The sequence below is a fragment of the Arthrobacter sp. WCS2018Hpa-7 genome, assembly GCF_031843805.1.
Taxonomy (GTDB): Bacteria; Actinomycetota; Actinomycetes; order Actinomycetales; family Micrococcaceae; genus Arthrobacter.
The window spans coordinates 17,860-44,543 of record NZ_JAVTJB010000024.1 but is presented as its reverse complement, the minus strand read 5'-3'; the positions used below and the strand labels follow the sequence as shown (position 1 = coordinate 44,543).

22 protein-coding genes are annotated in these 26,684 nt (G+C 63.8%); 12 read left to right on the top strand and 10 right to left on the bottom strand.

The annotated features are described in order from the left end of the window. Positions 1-21 precede the first annotated feature (21 nt). On the top strand, positions 22-870 hold the full coding sequence (locus RQH14_RS19890) for a CPBP family intramembrane glutamic endopeptidase (protein ID WP_311214852.1): 849 nt from the start codon (positions 22-24) through the stop codon (positions 868-870). Positions 871-952: 82 nt separating this feature from the next. On the opposite strand, the gene RQH14_RS19885 is transcribed toward RQH14_RS19890, so the two are convergent. The 6 genes from RQH14_RS19885 to RQH14_RS19860 form a co-directional block, all read right to left on the bottom strand. Further along, the gene (locus RQH14_RS19885) at positions 953-1,561 is read right to left on the bottom strand and encodes a dihydrofolate reductase family protein (protein WP_311214851.1); all 609 of its coding nucleotides are present in this window, start codon (positions 1,559-1,561) and stop codon (positions 953-955) included. A gap of 149 nt (positions 1,562-1,710) precedes the next feature. After that, the gene (locus RQH14_RS19880) at positions 1,711-2,907 is read right to left on the bottom strand and encodes an amidohydrolase (RefSeq protein ID WP_311214850.1); all 1,197 of its coding nucleotides are present in this window, start codon (positions 2,905-2,907) and stop codon (positions 1,711-1,713) included. Positions 2,908-2,930: 23 nt separating this feature from the next. Next, on the bottom strand, positions 2,931-3,722 hold the full coding sequence (locus tag RQH14_RS19875; protein ID WP_396136282.1) for an amino acid ABC transporter ATP-binding protein: 792 nt from the start codon (positions 3,720-3,722) through the stop codon (positions 2,931-2,933). Beyond that, entirely contained in the window at positions 3,710-4,675 is a 966-nt protein-coding gene (locus tag RQH14_RS19870) for an amino acid ABC transporter permease (protein WP_311214849.1), read from the bottom strand. Before RQH14_RS19870 ends, RQH14_RS19875 begins: the two co-directional genes overlap by 13 nt. A 2-nt stretch (positions 4,676-4,677) precedes the next feature. Further along, a complete protein-coding gene (locus RQH14_RS19865) occupies positions 4,678-5,613 on the bottom strand; it encodes an ABC transporter substrate-binding protein (protein ID WP_311214848.1) in 936 nt (311 codons plus the stop codon). 86 nt (positions 5,614-5,699) lie between these two features. Next, on the bottom strand, positions 5,700-6,902 hold the full coding sequence (locus tag RQH14_RS19860) for an amidohydrolase (protein WP_311214847.1): 1,203 nt from the start codon (positions 6,900-6,902) through the stop codon (positions 5,700-5,702). Between the two features lie 436 nt (positions 6,903-7,338). Here RQH14_RS19860 and RQH14_RS19855 point away from each other — a divergent pair, with 436 nt between their 5' ends. Next, a complete protein-coding gene (locus tag RQH14_RS19855; protein WP_311214846.1) occupies positions 7,339-8,325 on the top strand; it encodes an ornithine cyclodeaminase family protein in 987 nt (328 codons plus the stop codon). A gap of 46 nt (positions 8,326-8,371) precedes the next feature. On the opposite strand, the gene RQH14_RS19850 is transcribed toward RQH14_RS19855, so the two are convergent. Both RQH14_RS19850 and RQH14_RS19845 read right to left on the bottom strand, forming a co-directional pair. Beyond that, complete coding sequence (locus tag RQH14_RS19850; protein WP_311214845.1) at positions 8,372-9,451, bottom strand: substrate-binding domain-containing protein; 1,080 nt, start codon at positions 9,449-9,451, stop codon at positions 8,372-8,374. A gap of 129 nt (positions 9,452-9,580) precedes the next feature. Further along, positions 9,581-11,602 carry a hypothetical protein gene (locus tag RQH14_RS19845; RefSeq protein WP_311214844.1) on the bottom strand — a complete coding sequence of 674 codons (2,022 nt, stop codon included), beginning with the start codon at positions 11,600-11,602 and terminating at the stop codon, positions 9,581-9,583. 290 nt (positions 11,603-11,892) lie between these two features. On the opposite strand from RQH14_RS19845, the gene RQH14_RS19840 reads away from it, so the two are divergent. From RQH14_RS19840 to RQH14_RS19820, 5 genes are all read left to right on the top strand, one after another. Beyond that, on the top strand, positions 11,893-13,206 hold the full coding sequence (locus RQH14_RS19840) for a sugar ABC transporter substrate-binding protein (protein WP_311214843.1): 1,314 nt from the start codon (positions 11,893-11,895) through the stop codon (positions 13,204-13,206). A gap of 84 nt (positions 13,207-13,290) precedes the next feature. After that, positions 13,291-14,223 (top strand): carbohydrate ABC transporter permease, encoded by a 933-nt coding sequence (locus tag RQH14_RS19835; protein WP_026547885.1) that lies wholly within the window; start codon positions 13,291-13,293, stop codon positions 14,221-14,223. After that, the gene (locus RQH14_RS19830; RefSeq protein WP_311214842.1) at positions 14,220-15,179 is read left to right on the top strand and encodes a carbohydrate ABC transporter permease; all 960 of its coding nucleotides are present in this window, start codon (positions 14,220-14,222) and stop codon (positions 15,177-15,179) included. Before RQH14_RS19835 ends, RQH14_RS19830 begins: the two co-directional genes overlap by 4 nt. Next, on the top strand, positions 15,176-16,189 hold the full coding sequence (locus RQH14_RS19825; protein ID WP_311214841.1) for a hydroxyacid dehydrogenase: 1,014 nt from the start codon (positions 15,176-15,178) through the stop codon (positions 16,187-16,189). Before RQH14_RS19830 ends, RQH14_RS19825 begins: the two co-directional genes overlap by 4 nt. 79 nt (positions 16,190-16,268) lie before the next feature. Next, positions 16,269-18,701 carry an HAD-IC family P-type ATPase gene (locus RQH14_RS19820; RefSeq protein ID WP_311214840.1) on the top strand — a complete coding sequence of 811 codons (2,433 nt, stop codon included), beginning with the start codon at positions 16,269-16,271 and terminating at the stop codon, positions 18,699-18,701. Here RQH14_RS19820 and RQH14_RS19815 read toward each other — a convergent pair. After that, the gene (locus RQH14_RS19815) at positions 18,683-19,093 is read right to left on the bottom strand and encodes a hypothetical protein (RefSeq protein ID WP_311214839.1); all 411 of its coding nucleotides are present in this window, start codon (positions 19,091-19,093) and stop codon (positions 18,683-18,685) included. The genes RQH14_RS19820 and RQH14_RS19815 overlap by 19 nt on opposite strands. A gap of 133 nt (positions 19,094-19,226) precedes the next feature. Between RQH14_RS19815 and RQH14_RS19810 the strand changes: the two genes are divergently transcribed. Continuing rightward, positions 19,227-20,819 carry an alkaline phosphatase D family protein gene (locus tag RQH14_RS19810; RefSeq protein WP_311214838.1) on the top strand — a complete coding sequence of 531 codons (1,593 nt, stop codon included), beginning with the start codon at positions 19,227-19,229 and terminating at the stop codon, positions 20,817-20,819. 90 nt (positions 20,820-20,909) lie between these two features. Here RQH14_RS19810 and RQH14_RS19805 read toward each other — a convergent pair whose 3' ends face one another. Next, entirely contained in the window at positions 20,910-22,436 is a 1,527-nt protein-coding gene (locus RQH14_RS19805; RefSeq protein WP_311214837.1) for a GMC family oxidoreductase N-terminal domain-containing protein, read from the bottom strand. Between the two features lie 212 nt (positions 22,437-22,648). Between RQH14_RS19805 and RQH14_RS19800 the strand changes: the two genes are divergently transcribed. The 4 genes from RQH14_RS19800 (at position 22,649) to RQH14_RS19785 (ending at position 26,344) form a co-directional block, all read left to right on the top strand. Beyond that, positions 22,649-23,626: a helix-turn-helix domain-containing protein gene (locus RQH14_RS19800; protein ID WP_311214836.1), complete on the top strand. Its 978-nt coding sequence runs from the start codon at positions 22,649-22,651 to the stop codon at positions 23,624-23,626. A gap of 108 nt (positions 23,627-23,734) precedes the next feature. Next, the gene (locus tag RQH14_RS19795; RefSeq protein ID WP_311214835.1) at positions 23,735-24,427 is read left to right on the top strand and encodes a hypothetical protein; all 693 of its coding nucleotides are present in this window, start codon (positions 23,735-23,737) and stop codon (positions 24,425-24,427) included. A 35-nt stretch (positions 24,428-24,462) separates the two neighbouring features. Next, on the top strand, positions 24,463-25,863 hold the full coding sequence (locus tag RQH14_RS19790; protein ID WP_311214834.1) for a phage tail sheath subtilisin-like domain-containing protein: 1,401 nt from the start codon (positions 24,463-24,465) through the stop codon (positions 25,861-25,863). A gap of 1 nt (position 25,864) precedes the next feature. Continuing rightward, entirely contained in the window at positions 25,865-26,344 is a 480-nt protein-coding gene (locus RQH14_RS19785; protein WP_159708998.1) for a phage tail protein, read from the top strand. The last annotated feature ends 340 nt before the right edge of the window (positions 26,345-26,684 follow it).

Below are 26,684 nucleotides of genomic sequence, written 5' to 3'. Positions count from 1 at the left end.
GCAGACTCAAGGGGGCATTTCGTGGACCAGACCGTCCATTCATCGCTTTGGAAAGCATTCTGGGACAAGGGTGGATGGTGGCGGGCCATCCTGCTGACCGTGCTCTATATGGCGATCTATCTGGGCGCCGGCCTAGTCATCGGGACCGTTGCGGGCGACCAAGTGGTGGCCGAGGACATCTTCCGCACGCCTCAGAGCGTCTTCGTCGGCCTGACTCTGTCCTTGATTGTGGGCAGCGTGGCCCTTGCTGCGTTCGTGTACTCCGTGGGCTGGTTCAAACCGCTGTTCGCTCCCCAGCCCGTCAAGGGAAGCTGGTGGATGTGGGCAGCACCGTTCTTCCTGGTGGCCGCCATCGCACTCCGCTTCCTGGGCATCAACTACGGCAGCTACCAAGCATCGGTGGTGGTCCTCATGCTCGTCACCGGGCTGCTGGTGGGCTTTGCCGAAGAGATCCTCACCCGGGGAATCGTGGTCAAAATGCTCCGCGATTCAGGTAAGTCCGAGTGGGTAGTCATGGTGCTGTCCTCTTTGGTCTTTGCGCTGCTGCACTCTGCAAATGCCCTGTCAGGCATGCCAATCGTCACAGTCTTGGCGACCATCGTGTTCACGTTCGGCTTCGGCATCTGCATGTACCTGACGCTGCGGGTCACCGGCAATCTGATCTGGCCCATGATTCTGCACGCGCTTTACGACCCCACGCTTTTCCTGTCCACGGGTGGAATCGACCAGGCCGCCACGGGTCCACAGAGCCCGCTCCTGCAGCTGGCGGGCCCTGCCAACATGATCTACATCCTGATCGGCGTCATCGCCCTGATTGTGGTGCGCGGACGGGCGCAGCGCTCACCTCTCGCGGCACCGGCGGTACTTTAGGGCAGACAAACAGAAGCGTTCGACGGCGGGTGCGTACCGCCGTCGAACGCTTCTGTTTTCTTTGGCTGTAGTCGGTGCGCCGCTACGCCTGGCTGATGTCGATGCCCGCCACGGGTGCGCCCGCGCGCTCGTAGACGAGCGCAACAGCGCCTTTCGAGAACCCCTGCGGCGGCTGGGCCAAGCGGAACGCAGCGGGCACACCGGCACCGTCCGGGAACAACCGCTTGCCCGAGCCGAACGTGAGCGGGTAGAGGTACAGGTTGAGCCGGTCCACGAGGTCGGCTTCGAGCAGTGACCGTGCGAGGTCGCCGCTGCCGATGACGTGGATGTCGCTGAACCGGCCCTTGATCCCCGCTACCTCTTCGATGTCCGCCAACGCCGAGGTCCCCTGCCAGGCGGGGTCGGTCAGGGTCCGGGACACGACGAACTTTGGCAGGGCGCTGAATGTCTCGCCGATATGGTCGCTTTGGGTGGGCCAATACCCGGCAAAGATGTCGTACGTCTTGCGGCCCAGCAGGAGCGCATCCATCCGATCGATGCCTGCGACGATCGCGTCACCGCTTTCCTGATCTGAATATGCCGCCTGCCAACCACCGAACTCGAAGCCGCCCGAACGGTCCTCGTCCGGGCCGCCGGGCGCTTGATACACGCCGTCGAGGGTGATGAAAAGGTCAACGGAGAGAATTCCCATGGTGTGCTCCTCTTGGTGAGTATTCCCGGCCTGCTCTTTGATGCGCGCCGTCCTAGTCCGGGCGCATAGTGGCGGGAGGGTCGCGCGGTACCTGCGCCGGCCGTGCCCGCAGCACCAGATCATTTTGATCAGGCACTGCGGGCGTGGCGTCAGACCAGCACTTCGCCGTCGCGGGTGACGACGCGGCCTGCGGAGACCACGAGCCGCCTCTGAGGGCAGCGCACGAGCGCGTCCGGGACGTTCTCGGCGTCGAGGAGCACGATGTCGGCGCGTGCACCGGCGACGAGGTCGTGCTGCTCCCGATCGACGAAAGGCGCGCCGTATTTGGTCGCGTACTCGACCGCGTTGGTGAGCTTATCGTCGTGGCGGAACCCATGAAGGCGTGCAAAGGCGAATGCCACGCGCAGCAGGTCCCCGTCCCCGAACGGCGACCACAGATCGCGGATGCCGTCGGTGCCGAGACCCAGCGGAACGCCGCGCTCCCGCAGCCGCTGCCAAGGCAACGGCGCTGTGCCGCTCATCGCTACGGTGGTCCACGAGATGCCCGCCTCGGCAAGCCCCTCGATGATCTCCTCCTGCACGCTCTTCTGCAGTGAGCCCATGGCGAAACCGTGGGAAATGTTCACCCTGCCCTGGAGGCCGGCGTCGATGGTGCGGCGGATCACCTGACGGTACTCGTAGGCGCCGAGCGAGCCGAAGTCATGCAGATGCAGATCAAGGCCGACGCCGCGCTCCACGGCGATCTGGAACAAGCCGTCGAGCTGCCCCTCGACGTCGCCGTCGATCGTTCCCGGATCGAGGCCTCCGATGGCATCCGCCCCTGCCTGAGCAGCCTCGTCGAGCAGCCGCAACACTCCCGGCCTGCGCAAGACGCCGTCTTGCGGGAAGGCCACCGTCTGCACCAGTATCGCCCCGTCGAGCTCGGCAACCGCGGCCTGCACGGACTCGAGGCCTTTAAGCCCGATGCCGAGGTCGACGTCGATGTGCGTGCGGGTCGCCGTGGTGCCGTGACGGAGGAACTCGCGCAGCACCGCTACGGCCGAATTCACGTTCGGGATGTCGTAGTTCCCACGCTCTGCGCGCTCGTTCGCGATCCAGCCCTCGACGGTCGGGTGCTCGGAATAGGTGTACGGCACCCACGGCTTGCCCCACCAGCTTTTGTCGACGTGGGCGTGCGTGTTGATGAACCCGGGCACGGCCAGCAACCCGCCACCGTCAAGGTCACCGGCGTCGGATGTTCCCGAGGCAGGTGCCACCTCAGTGATGACGCCACCGCTGATCGTGATATCCGCAGCCTCGGCACCCCACGGGCGCACGTTCCTCAGGGTAAATTTCTTGTCAGTCATTCTCTTCCTCTATCTATTCGGACTCAGTGCACGCGGCTCAGGAAGGACGCTGTGCGTTCGTGCTGCGGGTTGTCGAGCACATCGCGTGCCGGACCATCCTCGAGAACACGGCCTTGGTCCATGAAGACCACTCGGTCAGCGACCTCGCGGGCGAAGCCGATCTCATGCGTGACAACGATCATCGTCATGCCCTCCTCCGCGACCTGCCTCATAGTCTGCAGAACCTCGCCGACCAACTCGGGGTCCAGTGCGCTCGTCGGTTCGTCGAACATCATGAGTCGAGGCTCCATAGCAAGCGCCCTGGCGATCGCCACCCGCTGCTGCTGTCCGCCCGAGAGCTGGCTCGGATACGAGGCGTCCTTGTCGGCCAGGCCAACCTTGGACAAGAGCTGCCGCGCATGCGCGACCGCGTCCTTGCGCGGGCGACCCAGGATTCGGGCCGGGCCATAAGTGACGTTATCGAGGGCCGTCATGTGACCGAACAGGTTGAAGTGCTGGAACACCATGCCGATGTGCTGGCGGGCCTTGGCCACGTGTCGTTCGCTCTGTTCGTAGAGCTGCTCGCCGTGGAGGTGGTAGCCGACGCGCTCACCGTTCACTTCAATGAGGCCACCGTCTACGGGGTCGAGGTGGTTGATGCACCGCAGCAACGTACTCTTGCCAGAGCCCGACGGACCGAGGATGCAGACGATCTCACCTGTTCGCACCTCGATGTCCACGCCACGGAGCACATGATTGTGCCCGAGCCACTTGTGAACGCCGTCGATGCGCAGCATGGTGTCAGTCGCAGTTCTTGCGGGAGTTACTTGCGCCACAGCGCACCTCCGATGGTGGTCCGAAGAGTTGTGGTCGTCGCCGTCGCCGTATTCTTGGGCGCACGACGTGACCCGGGCTGCGAGGCATTGAAGCGACGCTCAAGGAAATGCTGGCCGGTGCCAGCGATGGTCACCAGGATCAAGTACCAGAGCACCCCAACGATCAGCAGGGGCAGGATCTTGAAGTTCTGGCCGTAGATGAGTTGTACGCGGGTCAGCAGGTCGCTGCCGCCGATCACGGACACGAGGGAGGTTGCCTTCAGCATGCCGATGAACTGGTTGCCGGTGGGCGGGATGATGACCCTTATCGACTGGGGCAGCACGATGCGGGCCAAGGCCTGGTTGCGCGTGAGGCCTATGCTCACGCCCGCGTCGGTCTGGCCCGTCGGCACCGAGATGATGCCGCCCCGGATGATCTCCGCCATATAGCCCGACTCGGCGAGCGAGAGGGCGATGAGGCCGGCAGTGAAACCCGAGATGAGGGTGTTCGTATCCTGTCCGAGGATTACAGGGAAAAGCACCGCAAGGTTGAACCAGAGGAGAACCTGCACGAGCATCGGGACGCCACGGAAGAACCAAACGTAGGCGCGTCCGATGACGCTCACGACCTTGTTGTTGCTCTGGATCATCAACGCGATGACGAAGGCGAGCACAATGGAGATAAGCATGGCGAAGATCGCCAGCTGGATCGTTACGCCGACGCCCTGGAGCACCACCGGGTTGAACATGTACTCCCCGGTGACGTTCCACTCCATATTGGGGTTCTGGGCCTGGGACTGGACGAAGAGTAAGAGCAGCGCGATCGCGATGAACCCTATGGCTATCTGGCCGTATTGGGGTCGCCGCTTCGCACGGATCGGCGACTCCTGTACGGGCGGTTCGTCGCCGGGCCTGCGCACGTAGTGCGACGACTTGTTTGAGGTCGGGACTGGTGAGTGCGTGATGTCAGACATGATCACTTCTTCGCCAGGTTGATACCCGGTGCATCGAGGTCGATGACCTCGACATGCCAGCGCTTGAGGACTTCGTCGTAGGTGCCGTCCTCGTGGATCGCCTTGAGGGCGGTGAGGAAAGCGTCGCGGAGCTCCGTCTGCGCCCTATTGAAGGTCATACCGAGGTAGACCTTCTCCTCGAAGTCGACGGGGAGTGACTCGAGCTTGTCGCCGGTCTCGCGCTGGATGACCGAGACCGCCATGTCGGGCCAGAAGATGGCGTCGATCCGGCCAGAGGTGAGCGCCAGGTTCTTATCACTCGAGTTCGGGAAGGAAATGAGCTCGGTGGCAGGCTTGCCCTTCGCGGTACACGCCGCGGCCATTAGTTCTACGAGGCGGTAGGCATCGGATCCCTTTACGTCGCCAATCTTGGCGCCGCAGCCGCCGTCGACGGCGCTCGTGATGCCTTTGGGGTTGCCCTTCTGCACCATGAAGACTGTGCCGGCCCACTGGTAGTCGATGAAGTCGACCTGCTCCTGCCTCTTCTTGCGGTCGGTCATCCCGGCTATCGCCGCGTCGAACTTTCCGCTCTGCATACCGATCAGAATCTGATCGAATGGCACTTTCTCCCACTTGACCGGGATACCGAGCTGCTTCGCCATCAACTCCATAAGATCGACGTTGTAACCTTGGATGCCGGTGGAGCCGGCCGGGGTGAAGTTAGCCGGCTCGAAGTCGGGCTGTGTGGCGACGGTAAGCACCCCCTTGTCCCTGAACTTCTGCGGCAGCAGGTCGAAGAGGGGCGCTTTCTCGTCCAAGGCGGCGGGCTTCCCCGATTCCCCGACGGCCGTAGCCGTGGAGCCGGAGACGCCGCATCCGGTGATAGCGAGCACTGCGAGGCTGCCTGCCACGATGATGGCTGCAGCGCGGCGTACAAAGGTGGTGCGGTAGAACGACATTGTTCTTGCCTTTCGGGCGGGGTTCCGCGGGATGCGGAACTGGTTGGGGGGAAGAAGCGAGCAGGGTCCCGCTCGCTGGGCCTGGTTTACCCCTTGCGCAGGGGGTTCCCGTGGCGTGCGACGACTTTGCCGCGTTTCAGCACGAGCCGCCGAGGCGTCCGGGCTGAGACTGCCTCACCGATGCTGGCGGCATCGATGAGGAAAAGATCGGCGGGTGCGCCGGGTTCGATCCGGGCGGGTTCGCGCCCGAGGGCGACCGCCCCGCCGCTAACCGCCACGTCAAATGCCACGGCGATCTGTTCGTCGGTGCGATAACCGTTTCGATAAGCGAGGTGGAAGGTGCGGTCGAGCATGTCGCCGTTTCCGTAGGGTCCCCAGTGGTCTCGCACGCCGTCATTGCCTGCACCAATGTTGACGCCGCGTCCTCGCAGCTCCGCAATCGGCAGAACGGGCGTGTTGTAGACCGTTGAGGTCAGCAGGGAGATCCGCGCTTCCGCGAGGCCCTGCGAGATCCGCTCGGACTGGACGTGGTCAACCTCGATGATGGCCACACCGTGCGAGATTGCCACCCTGCCCTCGAGCCCATCGCGCAGCACTCGCTCGATGATGAGCTCCATCGTGTGCGCGCCGAGAGTTCCGCGTTCGTGAAGGTGGATGTCCAGCCTGGTGCCGTAGGTCTTGGCGAGCCCGAAGATCAGGTCAAGGTGACGCACCGAGTCGCGCTCCAGCGCGGCGGGGTCGATGCCTCCGAGACATCCGACCAACCCTTGCTGAAGGGCCGACTCGAGCAGTTCAGCCGTGCCGGGACGAGTCAGCAGTCCGCCCTGAGGGAACGCGACCTGTTCGACGTCGATCACGTCCGCCAACTCTTCGGCGACGCCCGCGACGCGCTTGAGACCGTGGAGCCCGATTTCCGGATCAACATCGGTGTGAGTGCGCGCGAGGGTCGTCCCCGTGGCGGCCATCTGCTCGAGTAGGGCATACATACTGTCGCGGCTCGGCAGGCCAAGCTCCGCGCGGCCTCGCTCGCCATTGGCGATGCGGTCCTCGAGCACGGGCCCCGCGGAATGGGGAACCCATCCCCGACCCCAAAGGGTCTTGTCAATGTGGCAATGGGCGTCAACCATTCCGGGCAGAGCGAGCGCACCAGCACCGTCCTCGCGGCCCGCAGTGCCGGGGTCGATGACGCCGGACGGCCGGATCCGAGCGATATGGCCGTCCTGGACGAGCAGGTCCACCGGCACCGTTTCATGCGCCAGCCGTACGCGCTCTATAAGAGTGTCCCGCACCCAAACCTCCCACTTTTATGACGATCGTCACGTTGACGAGATGCACACACATTAGGACGCTTTGGTATCCCAGGCAATAGCAAGAAGACAAAGTTTCGGATTATTTCGTATGTAATAACGGGTTATAGCCTCAAGAAGACTTGCCGAGTGGACAACTTGGAATACCAAGTAGCAAGAGGTGAACCATGGGCCTCGGGGTCTCGGCGCGCGCACCACCTCTTCGGCATCCATGCCAGTCTCCTGGATTGAGCGGCGGAGTTGCAGACTTATTTTTGTATACCAGACACATCAGATCGGTTAGATTGGCGTTGCGAGTCGTAATAAAATCACCGTGAGTACGGGGCGTTCTTCATTTGCGGTTGACGGCAATTTCCGGCTTGGTATACCTTGAGCGCAATCCATCCCACTTTCCACAGATCAATCCCTGAAGGTGCCCATGACCCTCATTCTCACCGCTTCAGTCCTTGAACATCTGGCCAGCATGGCCGAAACCATCTCCGCCGTGGAACGCGGATTCGTCGACATCGCACGGGGAACCGCCCAACAGCCAGCTCCGCTGTCCCTTCACTTGCCGTCTTCGGACGCACGGTATTTGCTCATGTCCGGGCTGGCCGACACACAGCGGCTCGCGGCAGTAAAGCTGTTGTCCGATATTCCTGCCAACCGTGAGGCTGGACTTCCCACACAGCGATCAAGCATCCTGCTGGCGGACCAGCTCACGGGTGAAACGCTGGCCCTTCTCGATGGCAGAGTTCCTACCCGGGTCCGGACGGCTGCGGCAAGCGCTGTGGCGAGCAAGCATCTTGCCCGACCCGACAGTTCAACACTTGCCCTGATCGGCGCCGGCGCCCTGGCGATCGCCCACGTCGAAGCCCTGCTGCACGTGCTCCCCATCAAAAAGGTTGTCGTCTGGTCCCGCACCAATGCCACCATTCAAGCCTTCGAGGCGAGGATCACGCACCGCGCCATCGAGGTCGTGGCAGCATCCAGTATTCAGGAAGCGGTGGAAGCCGCTGATGTCCTCTGCACGTTGACACCATCCGTAGAGCCTCTGGTCCACGGCGAGTGGTTCCGTCCGGGTCTTCACATCAATGCTGTCGGGGCGCGCCCCCGGCCAACCCACCGCGAAATAGATTCGGCCGGGATGGGTCGTTCCAAGGTCTTCGTCGACAGCACGGAAACGGCCGTCCAGAAATCAGGCGACCTCATGCTGGCCGTGTCCGAAGGCGCCATCTCGCTCGACGACGTACGGGGTGAACTCGGCGCGGTCATTTCCGGGCAGATAGCCGGGCGTGACAACGACGACGACATCACCCTTTTCAATTCAGTCGGCATCGGCATGCAGGACCTGGCCATCGGTCGTCTGCTCTACGATGCTGCCCTCCGGAACGGGCTCGGAACGGATGTTGACATGTCGCGTTGAAATCCACGAGTCGGCAGTGAATGCTGCCGCGTATCAGACCAAACCCCTACTCCGCGTCCTCCCCCATCACCGTGGACTCCCGGATGATCAGCTTCGGGGCCAGGCTTACGCGGCGGAGTGCGGGCGACACCGCGGAGCCAGTCTTTCCCGCGAGGCGTTCCATGCACATGGTCACTGCCGCGTATCCGACGTCGCGTTTTGGCGGGGCGATGGAGGTCAGGGGGACGGGGGCGAGGTCGGCCACTTCGTCGTCATAGGCAACGATCGCGAGGTCCTCCGGGACGTCGACGCCGGACTCCTCGGCAAGGTTGATCAGCGTGATGGCTTCCTCATCGGGGAGCACCAAGGCAGCGTGGGTATCGGTCCGGCGGCAGTCTTTGAGGAACTTCGCAAACTCCTTCTGGTTGTTGCCTGCACCCACCACTGACCGGACGTACTCCATGACGGGGGCATCATTGTCGAGGCCGAGCTTGGCCACCATCCGCTCATGGCTTTCACGGAGCCAAGGGGCCGTGGGGCTGGCGGCAATGGCCAGCCCAATCCGGCGGTGGCCCAGCGAAGCAAGGTGCTCGATGGCCAGCTCTGCGCCGTAGCTGTGATCGGACATCACGGATTCGAACACCCGGCTTGAACGTTCCACGAGCACTACGGGGATTCGCAGCCCGGACAGCAACTCAAAGGTGGGCGAACCGGGTTCAAGGGGGCCTGCTGTCGCCAGGAGAATCCCATCCACGGAGTTGGCCACCATGCGCTGGAGTTGGCGAAGCTCGTCCTCTGCCGAGTAGTTGCTGACACCGAGAATGAGGCGGGCGTTCAGCGCATTTGCTGCAGCCTCCGCGCCGCGGATGACTTCCGGAAAGTAGTAGCCGGTGGTCGGGACAATGAGGCCCAAGGTGGCCAACGGCTGGCGCGGCCTCCTGTGGACGGTGTCGCCAGGCCGCTCCACCACCATCCGGACTGCCCCGCCATGGACCCTCCGCAGCAGGCCCTGGGCAGCGAGCTGCGTAAGGTCCCGGCGGATGGTCATGGTGGACTGGCCGCTCTTTTCGGCAAAATCGTTCACGGTCAGGGTCCCGCGCAGCTCCAACTCACGGAGTATCTTCTCGTGGCGTTCCCCGCTGAGCATGCCAATCCTCTTCCGGAATCCCAATGTTCAAACAAGCATAAATGACCGAATACAAACAACGGTGCGGGGCCCGCTCTGCGCGTAAAACACTCGCCAGAGCGCGCAGAGCAGGCCCCGCAACGCCAGCCACTACCGCCGGGGGTGGTCGTCGATGCGGACCACGTTCCGGCCACGCATGGTGTAGAGGTAGCCGTCTTCGTCATTGGTGATGTGGGACCCGCTGTACCAGCCGCCGTCGATATCTGCTACCACGGTGGCCAGCTCGAAGGTCTTGGAATCGAAGCGGAAAACGTTGGTATCCGACACACCATAGACAGCGCCGCGGTTGGTCACCAGTGCGGCGAATCCACGGCACACCGAGCTGATGTCTGCCTGGTGCACCAGCGTGCGCTTCGGCAGGTCGATCACAAAGACGCGTCCGGTCCGCACAATCCCGTAGAGGTACTTGCCCTGCACCGCCAAGGCGGAAATGCCGGCACCCAGCCCGGGATCGAGGCGCCACAGTTCCTTGCCTGCCACAGGATCGAAGGCCACAACCGTGCCGGGCCCCTCGGTACCGGGCTTTCCGCCGCCCAGGTAAGCCACGCCGTCGCGCGCTGTCACGGCGCGCACCAACTGAACGTTGTCGATGGGGTTAAGGAAGAAGCCCGACTTGCCCGTGGCGGGATCGTAGGTCCACAGCGAACCGCCACCTTCGGTGTCCGCCTGCGCGCAGACAAGGACCAGCTTGTTGACCTCATCCCAGTGGACGTCCAACGGGCGGTTCTGCTCGGAGGAGAACTTTGCCACCTGGCTCATGGGCTGGCCGCTGCGGGGGTCGTAGCTCCAGATGCCTTGGGAGCTGTACTGGCCGGTGTAGAGGACGTTATCCACCACTACGACGTCCTTCGCCTCACCCGGAACGGTCATATTGGTGACCTTTCCGTCCTTCAGCGACCGCCGCGAGATGACACCGTTGCCGCCCACGTAGACCAGGCCGCCACCGGCTGCCAGGCCCATGGCTTCCTGTGCATCCGACGGCGCACCGGCGTCGCCAAGGTCGGTGGTCTTGTACGTCCCGGACGTGGGATCGATCTCCGCCACGAACCCAAACGCGGACGTCACCAGGACCTTGCCGTTCAGGGCATCAACACCCCAGATCTCGCCCAGGAACGGGCCCTGATAGGGCACCGCAGAAACCGTGTTGGCGGAAAGTGAGTAGGCCAGAAGCCCGGCTTCGTTGGCGAAGTAGACCTTGTCCCCGATCGCGGCGAAGTTCTTGGCGGTCTTCCCCTGGGACACTGCCACTGCCGACGAGGACGGATTGGCCACGCTCACGGCGGCGATCTTGGACGTGGACGTCGACGCCGCCGAGCTCACCATGACCTTGTCCCCCACAATCGCGAGGTCCCTGATACTGGGGTCTGCGACCATCTGGGCCGGCGTGACATTGGTGAAGGTCTTGGCGGCATGGTTGTACGCGTACAGGCACGCCCTGCTGGCGCTGCCTCCGCCGCCCAGCGTGCTTCCTGCGCCGAAGAAGATGGTGGAATCCGTGGCCGCAACTGCACGGGCCAGGGTGGCTCCGGCGTCCGGAATGCCCAGATTGGAGACCAGCCCGGTGGCGGGATCGTATTCCCACAGAGCCGGCGCCGTGCCGCTGCCGCCACCCACGGCATAGAGCCGACCGTTGGGTGCCACGCTCAGGTCGCGGACGTCGCGGTCGCCGATGCGCCCCACGGGCGTGGCCTTCGCGCCCGGGTTGGACAGGTCCCACCGGAACAGGTTCGGCTTGGGGCCGGTGGCGTTCTGCAGCACGCCGGCGTAGAGGTAGCGACCGGACGCGTCGGCGGCCAGGGTTTGGATGGCGTAACCGTTCTCCAGCTCGGTGACACCGGTGACTTTGCCGGTGGGGACATGGAACGCCACGATGCGCACCGGATCCAGGTTCCGCGAACCGATGTAGAGCGTCTCGCCCACCAGCAGCCCGCTCATGAGGGAGAACTGTACGACGCCGGGACCCAGGTCCAGGATTTCGGTCGCCTTGGGCTTGGACCCCAGGAAGGTAGACGCCGACGCCGGGTGGCTGGCTGCCAGCCCGAAGGCCGCCGCGAGCGAAGCCGCGCCTCCCACCTGTAGGACTGCCCGCCTGCTGATGTTCGATTTCTCCATTGGAATCCCTGTTCTTAGGTAGTGACTTTGATGAGTCGCCGTTCGGGTATCCAGAATTCATAGCAGCGCCGAACGGACAGCGTCCAGCTTTTCTGTTCGTTCAAACAAATATGTGGAACCACTCTCTATGAGATTCCTTGAAGAACTCAGCAAAACTTCGAAGGAGAAATGTTTGAATTTGTTTGAAACGTTGAAGATGTTCGAACTTGCGGATTACATGGATCCATCACCGTGTGGCCCCAACCACATGTCCTCCCTCTTCGCATCGCAAGTCTTCAAAGGAGAACACCATGAAGCGTCGTCACCTATTCGCAGGGGTGGCCGGCCTGGCCGCAAGCACCCTGCTGCTCGCGGCCTGCGGGACCGGCCCCAGCACCTCCGCTGCCCCTACCCCCACGGAAGATCCCTCAGGGTCCATTACTTTCTGGTCCTCACTGGCCGGGATGGACAAGGTGGCTGAGGCGTTCAACGCCAGCCAGGACAAGATCAAGGTCAGCTTCGAAACCATCCCCAACGGCGCCAACGGTGGCTACGCAAAGCTCTCCACCGCCATCACGGCCGGCAACGGCCCGGATGTCGCCACCATCGAATACCCCCAGTTGCCGCAGTTCGTCAGCAACAGCCAGGTCATTCCGCTCGATGGCCTGATCAACAAGGCCGAAACAGTGGACAAGCTCACGGACGAGACCAAGGCTTTGGTCCAGTTCGGCGAGAAGACCTACGCCCTTCCGTACGACGCAGCCCCCATGCTCATGTGGTACCGCAAAGACATGCTGGCGAAAGCCGGCGTCGAGGTCCCTAAGACCTGGGACGAATTCGAACAGGCCGGCAAGAAGCTCAAGGCCGTAGCGCCTGACTCCTATCTGGCCAGCTTCAACCCCAACGAGGTAGCGGCGAGCGCAGGCCTGGCCTGGCAGGCAGGGGCGAAATGGTTCGGTACCGAAGGCGACAGCTGGAAAGTCGGAGTCAACGACGAAGCAACGCAGAAGGTTGCCAATTACTGGCAGAAGCTGATTGACCAGAAGATCGTCAAGGTCACCCAGGCCTACAGCGACGAGTGGAGCCTGGACCTCGCCAACAGCACGGTGGTTGGCGTAGTGGGCGCGAACTGGAGCGCCACCGGCATCCAGAAGCGCACCGAGGCCAGCGGCCAGAAGGGCCAGTGGATCGCTGCCGAACTGCCCAACTGGGGCAACGAATCCGGTGCGTTCTACGGCGGTTCCAGCTTCAACGTAACCAAGAGCAGTAAGAATCCGGCCGCGGCCGCCAAGTTCGTCGAGTTCCTCACCACCAACCAGGACGCCATCAAGGCCCGCGGCAACACCGGGTCCGCGTACCTTGCCTTCCCGGGCCTGACGCCCGTGGCCCAGCAGGCCTATGACGCCAGCTACTTCGGCAACGACATCTACGAGGTCTTCACCAAGGCGTACGGCACCATCACCCCGGGCTGGCAGTGGGGACCCAACTGGGACGTCACCAACACCGCCCTCAAGGATGCCTACGGCAAGCTCACCACCGGCGGCACCATTCTTGGCTCCGTCGATACCGCCCAGGACGCCACGGTGGCCAGCCTGAAGCAGGCCGGCCTGTCCGTCAAAGAGTAACTCCGCCAAAGAGTAGCTCCGTCACCGAGTAGCCACACAGGCAGGGGGCCTCTCCGGAGGCCCCCTCCCAGCTAGGAGAATCCCATGGCCACCCAGGCCCTCACCACCACAGTGCGCCGCCGAGGCCGTGCACTGGCGGGAACCGGCGGACGGACTGCCGCACTGTTCCTGGTCCCCTTCTTCGCCGTCTTCGCGATCGCCATGATCGCACCGGTGATCTACTCCCTGGTGCTGAGCTTCCACTCGCAGCAGAAGTCCGGACTGGGCTTTGGGGAAGCCAAGACCGTGTTCGTCGGGCTTGAGAACTACGTGCAGGTCTTCCAGTCCGAGACGTTCATGGAGGGCATCGCCCGCCTTGGCTTGTATTGCCTGATCTACATTCCCTGCATGGTGGGTGGCGCCGTGATTTTTGCCCTCCTCCTGGATGCGACGGTGGCAAAGGCCCGCAAACTGTTCCAGCTCCTGGTGTTCCTTCCGCACGCCGTTCCGGGCGTCATTGCGGCGCTTATCTGGGCGTATCTCTACACTCCGGGCATCAGCCCGCTGGTCCAGGCGCTCCAGGGCGGCGGCATCCAGATCAACTTCCTGGATGCGCACATGGTCCTCCCGTCCATCGTGAACATCGGTGTGTGGGAATGGACCGGTTACAACGTGATCATCCTCTTTACCGCTCTTCAGGCCGTGCCCCGGGAAATCCTGGAAGCCGCGCGTGTGGATGGGGCCGGCGAAATCCGTGCCGCCGTGAGCATCAAGTTCCCGCTGATCCTTCCGGCCTTGAGCGTCATTATGCTGTTCACCATCATCGGCACCCTGCAGCTGTTCACGGAGCCGAACATCATCTCCAAGGCCACAGCATCAGTCACCAGTACCTGGGTTCCCAACCTCTGGGCCTATGACGCAGCCTTCATCCGCCACAACCTCAACCAGGCCGCGGCGGCTTCCATCATCATTGCCGGACTGGCCGCGATCCTGTCCCTGGCCGTCACCCGCCTTAGCTCCAGGATGAACAAATCATGAGCACCCCAACACTCTCCCGCCCCGGCAACACCACTCCCTCCAAGCAGGCTCTCCGCCGCCACGGCTCCCGTTTTAACCGCAGCAGCACCCGCGGGAGCAACGGCGGCAGCTCCAACCGCAGCGGTGGGTTTGCCAGCAAGCTCACGGTCAACGGCCTCCTGATCATCGGCTCCGCCTACATGGTGGTTCCTGTCCTGTGGCTGGTCTTCGCTTCCACCAAGAACGCAGCCGACCTCTACGGCACCAGCGCCTATGCCTTGGGGAACTTCTCCCTGTTCGAGAACATCGCAAACGTGGCCAACCAGGACGGCGGCCTCTTCTTCCGCTGGCTGGGCAACTCCGTGATGTACGCCGGCGTGGGTGCCGTCTTCGGTAGCCTGATTTCGGTCATGGCAGGGTATGCGTTCGACAAGTTCCAGTTCCGTTGGAAGGACTCACTGTTCGGCTTCGTGCTGGTGGGCGTCCTGATTCCCAACACCGCCACAGTGCTGCCCATGTACCTCCTGGCCTCCCTGGTGGGCATGACCAACACCATCTGGGCCATCCTCATCCCGGTCCTGTGCAACCCGTTCGGCGTCTACCTGGCACGGGTTTACTCCGCCAGCTACGTGCCGGCTGAAACACTCGAGGCCGCACGCATGGACGGCGCCGGACCTGTCCGATCGTTCTTCTCCCTGGGCCTGCCCATGATGATGCCCGGCTACATCACCATCGCCCTGTTCCAATTTGTGGGCGTCTGGAACAACTTCATGCTCCCGCTGGTGATGCTCCAGGACCAGCAACTCCTGCCTGTCAGCGTCGGCATCTCCATCTGGCAGGGCTACTCCGTCCCGCAGCCCGAGTTCACGCCCATGGTCATCACGGGTTCGCTGTTGTCCATCCTTCCCCTGCTGGTGGCGTTCATCATGCTCCAGCGCTTCTGGAAGTCCGGCCTCACCGCAGGGAGCGTCAAGTGACCACCACTCCACTGAACGTCGCGCTCGCCATGGGTCCCGGCGTCGTATCCCGGGTCTTTCCCCGGCGCAGGTTGGAGACCATGCCTTCCGGCCTGCGGCTGCTCAGCCCGGAGCCCATGGAGGACTTCACCTCCCCACGTTCCTTGGAGCTCCTGGCGGAGACGGACATCCTCATCACCGGGTGGAACTGCCCGAGGCTGGACGCAGCCGCCCTGGCCGCAGCCCCGCGGTTGACCCACGTCCTCCACGCCGGCGGAACGGTCAAGCACCACGTGGGCGACGAATGCTGGGAAAGGGGCATCGAAATCAGCACCGCCGCAGATGCCAACTCCATCCCCGTGGCCGAATACACCGTGGCCATGATCCTGCTGGCCAACAAGCGGGTTCTCCAGATCGCCCGGAAGCTGCACACGGAGAAAACCGGGATCGAGCCGGACCAGGTATTCCCGGACATGGGCAACTTCGGCAAACGGGTGGGCATCATCGGCGCCTCGAGGATCGGCAAGCACGTCATCCGGCTCCTGAAGTCCTACGACGTCCAGGTTGTGGTAGCCGATCCGTTCCTGGACGATGCAGCGGCCGCGGCCCTCGGCGTCGAACGTGTCTCCCTGGAAGAGCTCGTGGCGACGTCCGATGTCGTCAGCCTCCACGCGCCGTCGCTCCCGTCCACCCGCAACTTGATCCACCAGGGCCTGGTGGCCGTCTTCAAACCTGGAGCCACGTTCATCAACACCGCCCGCGGTGAACTGGTGGATCAGGACGCGCTGCTCCGGCGCATCGAGGCAGGCGACCTGTACGCCGTCCTGGACGTCACCACGCCGTGGGTGCTCCCGGCGGACTCGGGCTTCTACACCCACCCCAACGTGTTGCTGACGCCGCATCTGGCAGGCTCGCTGGGTATGGAACTTGAGCGGATGGCTGTCAGCACCATCGAGGAAGCCCGTCGCATCGCACAGGGTCAACCACTCCTCCACAGGCTCCACGAGAAGGACCTCGCCTTCACCGCCTGACACCGCCGACGGCGACATAACCCGCCGTGGCTGGCATACTCAATCCCATCGCTCCACCGGCTCAACAATGGGGGCATGAGTGCCAAACGACAAAGACCTGCCAGGGGTAGGCGTCCGGCTAGTGGGGTCCTCGGCGCTGGGATTGAGCACTGCCGAGGTTGCCGAGCGGGTTGCCGCAGGACAAACCAACGCGTTCGTCCAGGACACCAGCCGCAGTGTGTGGAGCATTGTCCGCGCCAACGTGCTCACCCTGTTCAACGGCATCATCCTGGCCTGCTTCATTGTTTTGTTTGCGATTGGTCGCTGGCAGGATGCCCTGTTCGGGTTCAGTGCCGTGGCCAACGCGGTGATCGGCAGCGTCCAGGAGTACCGGGCCAAACGTGCCTTGGACCGCCTCGCCCTCCTGAACGCCCCACATGCCAGGGTGATGCGCGAGGGCTCCGAGGGCGAAATCGACCTGGACGACGTAGTGCTGGATGACACCCTGATCCTCCGGGCCGGTGACCAAGTACCCGCCGACGGACTGGTGGCCGGATCACGGGGCCTCCAAGTGGATGAGTCCATGCTGACCGGGGAGTCAGACGCCGTGGAAAAGGCCGACGGCGATCGCGTCCTGTCCGGGTCCGTGGTGGTGGCCGGAGAAGGCACGGCGGTGGTGGACCGGGTGGGCGCGGATTCCTTCGCCAACTCCCTCGCCGCCGAAGCCAAACGATTCTCGCTCGTGGCCTCGGAACTTCGCTCCTCGATCGACCGCGTCCTGAAATGGGTCACCTGGTTCGTGGGTCCCGTGGCGTTGTTGGTCCTGAACGCCCAGATGATCGCGCAGGGCGGGTGGGCCGAGGCCTCGGCGAGTGGAGCGTGGCGGGACGCGGCGACGGCGACCATCGCCTCCGTCGTCGCCATGGTTCCGCTGGGGCTGGTGCTCATGACCAGCATTACCTTTGCCGTGGGGGCAGTGAAACTGGCCCGGCAACAAGTGCTGGTGCAGGAGCTTCCCGCTGTGGAGGGCCTGGCACGAGTGGACATCATCTGCCTCGACAAAACAGGCACCCTCACCCAGGGCGACATCGTTTTCGACGCAGCGCATCCCCTGGCCAAACGCCCTGGTTGGGAGGCCGTGCTCTCCTGGTATGGGGTGCAGAACGACGCAAACGCCACGGCCCGCAGCCTTGCCGGGCATTTCACGGAGCCACCCGCAGAGCCACCGACAGACCGGGTGCCGTTCTCGTCAGCGCGCAAATGGAGCGCGGTGATTTTCGACGACGGAATGTGGATCCTGGGCGGCCCTGAAATGGTGTTCCCCGGGCACAGTTCCACTGATCCTTTGCGGCAGCAGCTCGCCAACCAGGCCACAGAGTTGGCCACCACCGGCCGCCGCACACTGGTCCTGGCCCACGGCACGCCCACCGATGACGAGACCGTACCAACAGACGCCGTCCCGGTTGCGCTCCTGACTTTCAAGGAGAACATCCGCCCTGATGCTGCGGAGACGCTCACCTACTTCGCGGCACAAGACGTGGATGTCCGCATCATTTCGGGTGACAACCCGCAGACAGTAGCCGTCATCGCCCGGGAGGTAGGGCTCGATGCGCCCCACGGCTTTGACGCCCGCCAACTGCCGGATGACGACCAGGAACTCCTGGAGATCATCAACAACCACGTGGTTTTCGGCCGGGTTACCCCGGACCAGAAGAAGCGGATCGTGGTGGTGCTCAAGTCCGCAGGCCGCACGGTGGCCATGACAGGCGACGGCGTGAACGATGCGTTGGCCATCAAGGAAGCGGACATTGGCGTCGCCATGAACTCCGGTGCTGCAGCTACCAAGGCTGTGGCCCGGTTGGTGCTCCTGGACGGAAAATTCTCGCACCTGCCCAGTGTGGTGGCGGAAGGCCGGCAGGTCATCGCCAACATTGAGCGCGTCTCCATGTTGTTCCTGACGAAAACCGCCTATGCCACGTTCCTGGCCATCGCTTTCGGCATTCTCCTGCTGCCTTTCCCGTTCCTTCCCCGGCAGCTCTCAGTCACTGATGGTTTGACCATCGGCATTCCGGCGTTCTTCCTGGCCCTGTTGCCCAACGCCCAGCGCTACATTCCAGGCTTCCTTCGACGCTCACTCACGTTCGCCGTACCGGCCGGTGTCTCCGTGACCTTGGGGCTTGCCTCCTACGCCCGCCTCGCCGCGAACCTGCAGATCCCGGAAGCGGAGATCAGGACCGGGTCAACCCTCATCCTGACGATCATCGGCATCTGGATCCTGGTGGTGCTCTCGCGTCCGGTCACACGCTTCAAAGGGCTGGTCATCGGCGCCATGATGATCGGACTGGTGCTGGTCTATTCCGTGCCGATCGCCCGGGACTTCCTGCAATTCACCGACCCAACACTGCCTACGGCACTACTCGTCCTGGGAACGTCGGCAGCCTGCATCGCGCTGATTGAGATCGTCCGCTTCGTTCACCGCCGCGTTGCCTACCGGGATGCCCAGGAGGCACTGCATCAGCGGGTCTCGAAGTAGCGGCGTCCGCGTCCCACCCACAGCGGCACCAGCACGGCGACCGTGGCAATGGACTGGGAAATGACGGCCGACCAGTCTCCATCCCCGGCAATGATGAGGTCCAACACGGCAAAGACCAGCCCCAGCAGCATGACCGCCGTTGCGCCACGGCGTGCCGCGCTGCTTCCCCGCGCCACTCCAGAGGCAAGCCCGATCACCAACAGCCCGAACAGGATCATTCCGGAACCGAGCAACGTGATGGGCAGGGCGATGCCTCCGGACTGGGCCTCCGGGGTGTAGCGCAGGAAGATCGTCAGGATCCCGAGAAGGATCTGGGCAATGCCACCGATGTACATCAGCACCACCGAGAATGTCACCACACCCGGCCGCTGAGGGCGCTCCCCCTTGATCATGACCTGAGCATAGACGAGTCCCTGGCAGTTCCGGCACCGGTTCAGAAGGGGATAACACCTTTTGTCACAGAATTAACCGCTCATTCATACCGCCCTTGAATCCAGTCAATCAGGGAATCCTAGGCTGGGCCATATGGAAAACATCTCCCGTAGATCCCTCATCTCAGCCGGCCTCGGGGCCGGGCTCGTCGCCGCCGTATCCGCTCCCGCCGCCAGTCCCGCCGTCGCGATTTCAACAGCGGACGACGCCGGTCTCCGCACCGATCCCTTCACGCTCGGCATCGCATCGGGCGAACCGTGGCCCGACGGCTTTGTCATCTGGACCCGCCTGGCAGTGAACCCGGTGGCCGAGGACGGCCTGGGCAGCATGCCTTCGCGCCCCGTCGCCGTCGCGTGGGAAGTTGCCGAAGACCCGGCGATGCGCCGGGTAGCAGCCCGCGGCGTCGAGCATGCCAGGATCGAAACTGCCCACTCGGTGCACGTGGAACTAAGGGGCCTCAAGCCGGGCCGGGAGTATTTCTACCGTTTCCGTACCGGGCGGCACGTGAGCGAAGTAGGGCGCACTCTGACCAGTCCGGCACCGGGTGAAACCCCCGCAGCCTTGGCCATGGCGTTCGCCAGCTGCGCCCAGTACGAGCACGGCTATTTCACCGCATACAAGCGCCTGGCCGAGGACCACCCGGACCTGGTGCTGCACCTTGGCGACTACCTCTACGAGTACAAGAAGGGCAGCTACGTGATCGGGGGCGGCAACCCGCGCGATCATGAGGGTCCCGAGACTGTGAGCCTCGCGGGCTACCGCCAGCGGCATGCCCAGTACAAGTCCGACGCCGATCTCCAGGCAGCGCACGCGATCGCACCGTGGCTGGTGGTCTGGGATGACCACGAGGTGGACAACAACTGGGCGGACGAGATCCCCGAGAACAACGACGCAGGCCAGCTCAACGACACCACGGAGCATTTCCGCCAGCGCCGCTCGGCAGCGTTCCAGGCGTACTACGAGAACATGCCGCTGCGCCGGTCATCAGTCCCTGCCGGGTTCGACATGAAGATCTACCGCACCATCCAATGGGGCCAGCTGGCCAACTTCCACATGATGGACACCCGCCAGTACCGCGACGATCAGCTGGCGGGTGACGGCTGGCGGAAGAACATCGCCGAACGCCTGGACGAAAACCGCACCATCACCGGCGCCGAGCAGGAGAAGTGGCTGCTGGACGGGTTCAGGAACTCCACGCAGCGGTGGGACATCCTGGGCCAGCAGGTCTTCTTCGCCGAGCGGGACCGCGACAAGGCGCCGGAAATCGACGACGTCTCCATGGATGGCTGGGACGGTTACGCCGCCTCCCGCCGCCGCATCACCCAAGGTTGGGTGGACGCCAAGGTTCGCAACGCCGTCGTACTCACCGGCGACGTTCACCGCCACTGGGCCACCGACCTCAAGGTGGACTACAAGGACCCCGCGGCGGCCGTGGTGGGCTCGGAACTGGTGTGCTCATCCATCACCTCCACGGGCGATGGCACGGGGTCCATCACCGACCCCACCATGGCGTGGAACCCGCACCTGAAGTTCTACAACGACAACCGCGGCTACGTGAACACGCGCATCACCAAGGATGCCTTGACCGCGGACTTCCGCGTGCTGGACTACGTCACCACACCCGGCGCACCTGTCAGCACCAAAAAATCCTTCACGATCACCGACGGCGTCCCCGGTCTCGCCTGAGCCTGGTTCACCCAACTAGGTGACAGCACCTGCTCCAATGAGCCTTCATTGCGACGTTTGCTGTCACCCAGTTGGGTTGCCCGCCTTGGGCTATGAACCGAGGATCAGTTCCGCCGCTTTCTCCCCGATCATGATGGACGGCGCATTGGTGTTGCCACTCGGGACGAACGGAATGATGGACGCATCCGCCACCCGGAGCCCCTCGATCCCGCGGACCCGGAGCTGCGGATCCACCACGGACAAATCGTCCACACCCATTTTGCAGGTGCCAACCTGGTGGTGATAGGTCCCGGCCACCTGGCGGGCGAACTCCCGCAGCTGGTCGCGGGTCTGGACTGCGGAGCCAGGAGTGAACTCATCCTTTCGGAGCGGCGCGAAGGCCTCCTGCCGGCCAATTTCGCGGCACAGTATGATCGCGTCCACCAGTGCCTCCAGGTCATACTCGTCAGCCAAGATGTTGGGATCAACAAGCGGCGCTGCTGCCGGATCAGCCGAGGCCAGCGTCAACGTTCCGCGTGAGCGTGGACGGACAATCCCGGGTGCAATGGTGTAGCCGTGCTCAGGTGCTGCCCCTCCGTCGGTGGGGTACGGGAGGTGGAGGAACAGTGGCTGAAGGTCCGGCGCTTCCTCATCGGTCTGGTTGCTGTGCGCGTAGAGCTGGCTTTCAAGGAGGTTGTGCCGTCCCGCCACCAGCGGCTCCTTGGCTTCGTAAATGTTCCCGGCAAGCAGATGGTCGTGAAGGTTCTCACCGACGCCGGGAAGGTCCACCACCGAGTCGATGCCCAGCTCGCGCAGCTGTTTCGATGGCCCGATGCCGGAGAGCAGCAGGACCTTGGGAGAGCCGATCGCACCGGCGCTGACGATCACTTCCGCACCGGCCGCCGCCCGGCGCAACTCCCCGCCTGCCTGGAATTCGACGCCGGTGGCCCGCCCTTCGTGGACCACGATCCGCGTCACCAAAGCGTCCGTGGTGACCGTCAGGCGTGGGTGGTCGAGCACCGGAGCCACAAAACTCTGCCAAGCGCTGGCACGCTTACCGTCCTTGGTGGTGGTGTGGTTGAACCCGACGCCGGTCATCTGGATTCCGTTGAAGTCTTCCGTTTCGCTGTGGCCCAGTGCTTTGGCCGCGTCTACGAACGCCTGGGCGGCGGGGTGTCGCTCGGCGATGCGCTCCACATGCAGGGGTCCACCCTTTCCATGGAATTCGCTGGCACCGTCCTCATGGTCTTCGGACTTCTTGAACAGCGGCAGGACTTCGTCCCACGACCACCCCTCGGCACCATTGGCGGCCCAGGAGTCGTAGTCGTTCTTATGGCCGCGGATATAGATCATGCCATTCAAGGAGCTGCTGCCGCCCAGTACCCTGCCGCGGGGCCAATACAGGCTCCTGTTGTTGGCGTGCTTCTGCGGCGTGGTCATGACCGCCCAGTCGTTGGCGCCGGTCAGCAACAGCGGCCAGCCTTGGGGACTGTGGATGTTGGGATCGGTGTCCACGGATCCGGCCTCCACAACATGGACAGTGTGGCCGGCATCCAGCAAGCGGCGGACAATGACACTTCCTGCCGAGCCTGCACCGACCACCACATAATCCGAACGGTGAGTTGGGTTTTCAGCCATGGGTTCCTCCTTGAACGGGGCGTAACACTGAGTCTGATGCGCAACCGGGCCACGCTGGCCGGCGCCTTCAACAGCAGTCTGCCGCGCACCGCCGTCGTACATCTTGACCCGGTGCGCACAGCAGTGCTCACCATCCGCACGCTTGTGATGCGGATCACTGGGCGGGACATGCCCGTGGGACACTGGAGATGTCATTTCAAAGGAGAACCGACGTGACCGGTGCCATCGCCAAACAGCCGCGGGAAGAATTCACCACCACTGCCCTCGCCAGGCCCGAGCGCTTTGACGCGTGGAGCCAAGCCGTGAACAACGCTTTCGTCCCACTGTCCGTGGTGGCACGAAACCCCGACGAATTCGACGGCGGACTCATCAACCAGACAGTGGGGCCGGTCTTTCTTAGCGCGGTCTCCGGAACGGCGAGCCACGTCAGCCGGAGCACCAAAGAGATCCAGGCCAACGATCCCGGCTTGGTGAAACTCGGCCTTCAGCTCAGGGGCTACTCGGTAGTGGCCCAGGACGGGCGGGAAGCTGCCCTGACTCCCGGCGACTTCGCCATCTACGACACCACCAGGCCCTACGACCTCTACTTCGATGACGCCTTCCGGATGATGGTGGTCATGTTCCCGCCCGAGGCCCTCCACCTGAGCCGCAAGAGCATCGCCGCGCTCACCGCGTCCAGGGTTTCCGGCCGGCAGGGTCTGGGCTCGCTGACGTCGGCCCTGCTCGGGGCTGTGGCCAAGCAACTCCACGAGGGTGCCGTGGCCGATGCTGCCACCGTTTCGGATGCCCTCATGAACCTGGTCTCCGCCGTGTTCGCCGAGCGGGTGCCGCCGTCGTCGCCTCTGTCGCAGGAGCGGCTCGCGCTGATGGAGCGGATCGAGGCGTTCGTCGGTGCCCGCCTGGGCGATCCCGAACTGACCGTCGGCGACATCGCGGCTGCCCACAATGTGTCCGTGCGGTACCTCCAAAAACTCTTCGAAGAGCGCCACGACACCGTCAGCGCCTGGCTCCGCCGGCAGCGACTGGAGAAATGCCGCACGGATCTGGTTGACCCCCGCTTGCAGATGCGGCCAGTGTCCGCCGTCGGGATGCACTGGGGGTTCACGGACGCCTCCAGCTTCTCGCGGGCCTTCAAGACGGCGTTCGGATATTCGCCCTCGGAATACCGCTACTCGTACCGACCTGCCTGATCGCTCAGCGGGTGCTCTGGGTGAGCCAACCGTCAACCGAATGGAATTACCCCTGAAACCCCAGTGACTACGCGCAACAGCGGGAGTAACCTAGTCCCAGTTGCATTAGTGGTCACCTTTCGAGTTCTGGGTTCTGCCGTGGGCTATGTGCGTTCGTCGTTGACCGACCTTCTGGGTGTGCTTTCCGACGCCATCTCTCCCCAGCGCGTGCGGTTCGACGACGGCTCCCCCGTCGCAGGCGTACCGCCGCCTGACGCTCCCGTGACCGTCCATGCCGTCACGTTGAACCGTGTGGGAAGGTCCCGCCGGGACGGCCCTGTATTGGACCTCGAACTCCGGGTAGCGGTTGAATGCCATGGAGCCGATCAGCTCGACACCATGGAAAAACTGCTTCTGGCCGTGGAGCACCACAGCCAGTATTCAGTGGTGTCAACCGGCGAATTCCGTCCCGAGGAATACTCCGGCACCCTGCGGCAAGGACTGGGCTTCCTTGTCCGAATCCCTGTAGCCCTCCGCTTCGAAGAACCTTCCGGACCACCCGTCCTGGAGCCACTCATCGCCAAGACTGGCGTTGCCCGCCGAATCCACGGACGCCTTGTGGACGCCCACAACAAAGGCATCCCCGACGCCTATATCCACGCCCATTCCTCCGCCACGGCCGTGGTCAGCGATGCCACCGGCCACTTTGAGGTCCTGGCCTCGACGGATGAACTCCAGCACTTTGCCGTGGCTGTCCACGGCACGGAACGGGAAGTCTCGGCCAGCACCAGCAGCCTGCCGGTCATCATCCGGTGGACGTGAGCACCCGCTGAAGCGGGCAGGAAAGAGAGCGCACCATGGCGAACTATCAGGCGCCAGGCGTTTATGTTCAGGAAGTGCCCAGCGGCGCACGCGCCATCGGGCAGGTCAACACCAGCATCGCCGGGTTCGTGGGCCTCGCTCCCAACCGCGACGCCCTGGTTGACGAGCTCCGGGTCCTGGACAACTGGACCCAGTTCGTGGACCAATACGTCGGCAACGCGACAGCGGGCACACCGCTTTCGAACGCTGTGTACGGCTTCTTCTCCAACGGAGGAAGCCGTTGCTATGTGGTGAACATCGGCGAGGACGGCAGCCTCACGGGGACCGCGGCGAAGCCCACGGGACTCACCCTGTTTGAGGCTGTGGACGACCTCTCCATGGTGGCCGCGCCAGGTTTCGCCACCGCCGAAGCGTACGCCGCACTTCAGGCACACGTTGAGCATCCGCTCCGCCAGGACCGCATGGCGATCATGGACACGGTGGAGAAAGTGGACGACGTCGGCGCTCTCACCCGGGCGGCGACGTCCGGCGTACCTGATGGTGCTGCTTCGCTTGAATCGGATGGCGCGACGACGGACGCGGACTCTGATGCCGACGCTTCAGAAGCCGGGGACGCAACCGAGGAGGCGGACGACGCCGGAGGCAACCCGCCGTCGTCGTCCTCTGTGCCGTCTGACGCACCCGACTGGCCCGACTCGACGCGTGCCGCAGCGTCCGCGTCCGCATCAGCCAGTCCGGACGCGGAAGCCGGCGAACAACAGGACCTCGGCGCCCCGCAATCCCCCGGCGGCTACACGGCACTGTATTACCCGTGGATCGTGATGATCGATCCCGTGTCCGGCAAAAAGGTGACCCAACCGCCGTCGGGCCATATCGCTGGTGTGTGGGCACGCGTTGACGCGACCCGCGGCGTCCACAAGGCGCCCGCCAACGAGCCCATCCAGGGCGCCATCGACCTTGTTCGTCGGGTGAGCCGCGGCGAGCAGGAAGTCCTGAACCCGGCCGGCGTGAACTGCATCCGCTATTTCCCTGGCGAGGGCATTCGCATTTGGGGCGCACGAACCAAGGCGCCGGAGGCCAGCGAATACCGCTACGTGAACGTCCGAAGGCTGACCAACATGATCAAGGAATCCGTGGCAGATGGCACGCGCTGGGTGGTGTTCGAGCCCAACGACCACACCCTGTGGAAGTCGATCCGCCGCGACATCGGCGCGTTCCTGACGAATGTATGGCGCGATGGAGCGTTGCTGGGGACTACTCCTCAACAGGCGTTCTTCGTGAAGTGCGACGAGGAAACCAATCCGCCCGAGGTCCGCGACGCCGGGCAAGTGGTCACACTGATCGGGATCGCGCCCGTGAAACCGGCCGAGTTCGTGATCTTCAAGCTCATGCAATCGGCGGACAACACCAGCGAGACAGAGAGCGCAGGAGCCTGACATGACCACCCCAACACCTGCCGCCCAGCCCGGCAATGTGGTGGACCCGTACCGGGCCTACAACTTCAAGCTGGTCATTCAAGGCGTCGTGCAAGGCCATTTCACCAAGGTGGAGGGACTCGGCCTGAAGATCGACCGCATCCTCTACCGCTCCGGCGGCGAGAACAGCACCGTCCGCGTCATCCCCGGCCAGGTGGAATACACGCCGGTGACCCTCAAGTACGGACTCACCGACTCCACCGAAATGCTGCAATGGCTCTTCAAGGCCGTGGATGGAAAAGTGGAGCGCCGCAACGTGTCCATCGCGATGCTCAACGACGCCGGGTCCGTGGAAGTACGGCGATGGAACCTCCTGGGTGCCTGGCCGTGCGACTGGTTCGGCGCACCCCTTGACGCCCTGGGCAAGGACCTCGCCATCGAATCCCTCAGCATCGCGTACGACCGCCTGGAGCTCGACGATGCCCGCGCTCCCGTCGCCTGAGACCGGGTCTTCCTGGCGGGGGTCGGCGGCGCGTCGTTTGCGGGGGGTGGCTGCGTGGCTGGATGGTGGGGCTACCGGGGATTCGGGGGTCTATGGGCCTTCCTCGGTTTCGGGGGCGTTCTCGGCTTTGGGAGCGTCCTCGGTTTCCGGGGCGTCCTCGGAAGGCACGACGTCGGTGCGCGGGTTTGAGCTGAATGGCGCACCCGAGCATTGGGTCCGGTTACTCCGCGACGCCGGGCTGGCCCCACCCGTTGCGGGGCCCGCTCTACGCCCTTGGTCCCGTTTTAGGCGCGCACACCAGGCCCCACAAAACGCGCCGGCCACCTCTCCCGCTGCCTCC

Excerpts from the sequence above, each read along its gene's own strand:
- RQH14_RS19865 (WP_311214848.1), bottom strand. The coding sequence starts at position 5,613 with ATGTCGTTCTACCGCACCACCTTTGTACGCCGCGCTGCAGCCATCATC.
- RQH14_RS19850 (WP_311214845.1), bottom strand. The coding sequence starts at position 9,451 with ATGCTCAGCGGGGAACGCCACGAGAAGATACTCCGTGAGTTGGAGCTG.
- RQH14_RS19805 (WP_311214837.1), bottom strand. The coding sequence starts at position 22,436 with ATGGCTGAAAACCCAACTCACCGTTCGGATTATGTGGTGGTCGGTGCA.
- RQH14_RS19840 (WP_311214843.1), top strand. The coding sequence starts at position 11,893 with ATGAAGCGTCGTCACCTATTCGCAGGGGTGGCCGGCCTGGCCGCAAGC.
- RQH14_RS19835 (WP_026547885.1), top strand. The coding sequence starts at position 13,291 with ATGGCCACCCAGGCCCTCACCACCACAGTGCGCCGCCGAGGCCGTGCA.
- RQH14_RS19790 (WP_311214834.1), top strand. The coding sequence starts at position 24,463 with ATGGCGAACTATCAGGCGCCAGGCGTTTATGTTCAGGAAGTGCCCAGC.
- RQH14_RS19830 (WP_311214842.1), top strand. The coding sequence starts at position 14,220 with ATGAGCACCCCAACACTCTCCCGCCCCGGCAACACCACTCCCTCCAAG.
- RQH14_RS19845 (WP_311214844.1), bottom strand. The coding sequence starts at position 11,602 with ATGGAGAAATCGAACATCAGCAGGCGGGCAGTCCTACAGGTGGGAGGC.
- RQH14_RS19815 (WP_311214839.1), bottom strand. The coding sequence starts at position 19,093 with ATGATCAAGGGGGAGCGCCCTCAGCGGCCGGGTGTGGTGACATTCTCG.
- RQH14_RS19870 (WP_311214849.1), bottom strand. The coding sequence starts at position 4,675 with ATGTCTGACATCACGCACTCACCAGTCCCGACCTCAAACAAGTCGTCG.
- RQH14_RS19785 (WP_159708998.1), top strand. The coding sequence starts at position 25,865 with ATGACCACCCCAACACCTGCCGCCCAGCCCGGCAATGTGGTGGACCCG.
- RQH14_RS19855 (WP_311214846.1), top strand. The coding sequence starts at position 7,339 with ATGACCCTCATTCTCACCGCTTCAGTCCTTGAACATCTGGCCAGCATG.
- RQH14_RS19810 (WP_311214838.1), top strand. The coding sequence starts at position 19,227 with ATGGAAAACATCTCCCGTAGATCCCTCATCTCAGCCGGCCTCGGGGCC.
- RQH14_RS19885 (WP_311214851.1), bottom strand. The coding sequence starts at position 1,561 with ATGGGAATTCTCTCCGTTGACCTTTTCATCACCCTCGACGGCGTGTAT.
- RQH14_RS19880 (WP_311214850.1), bottom strand. The coding sequence starts at position 2,907 with ATGACTGACAAGAAATTTACCCTGAGGAACGTGCGCCCGTGGGGTGCC.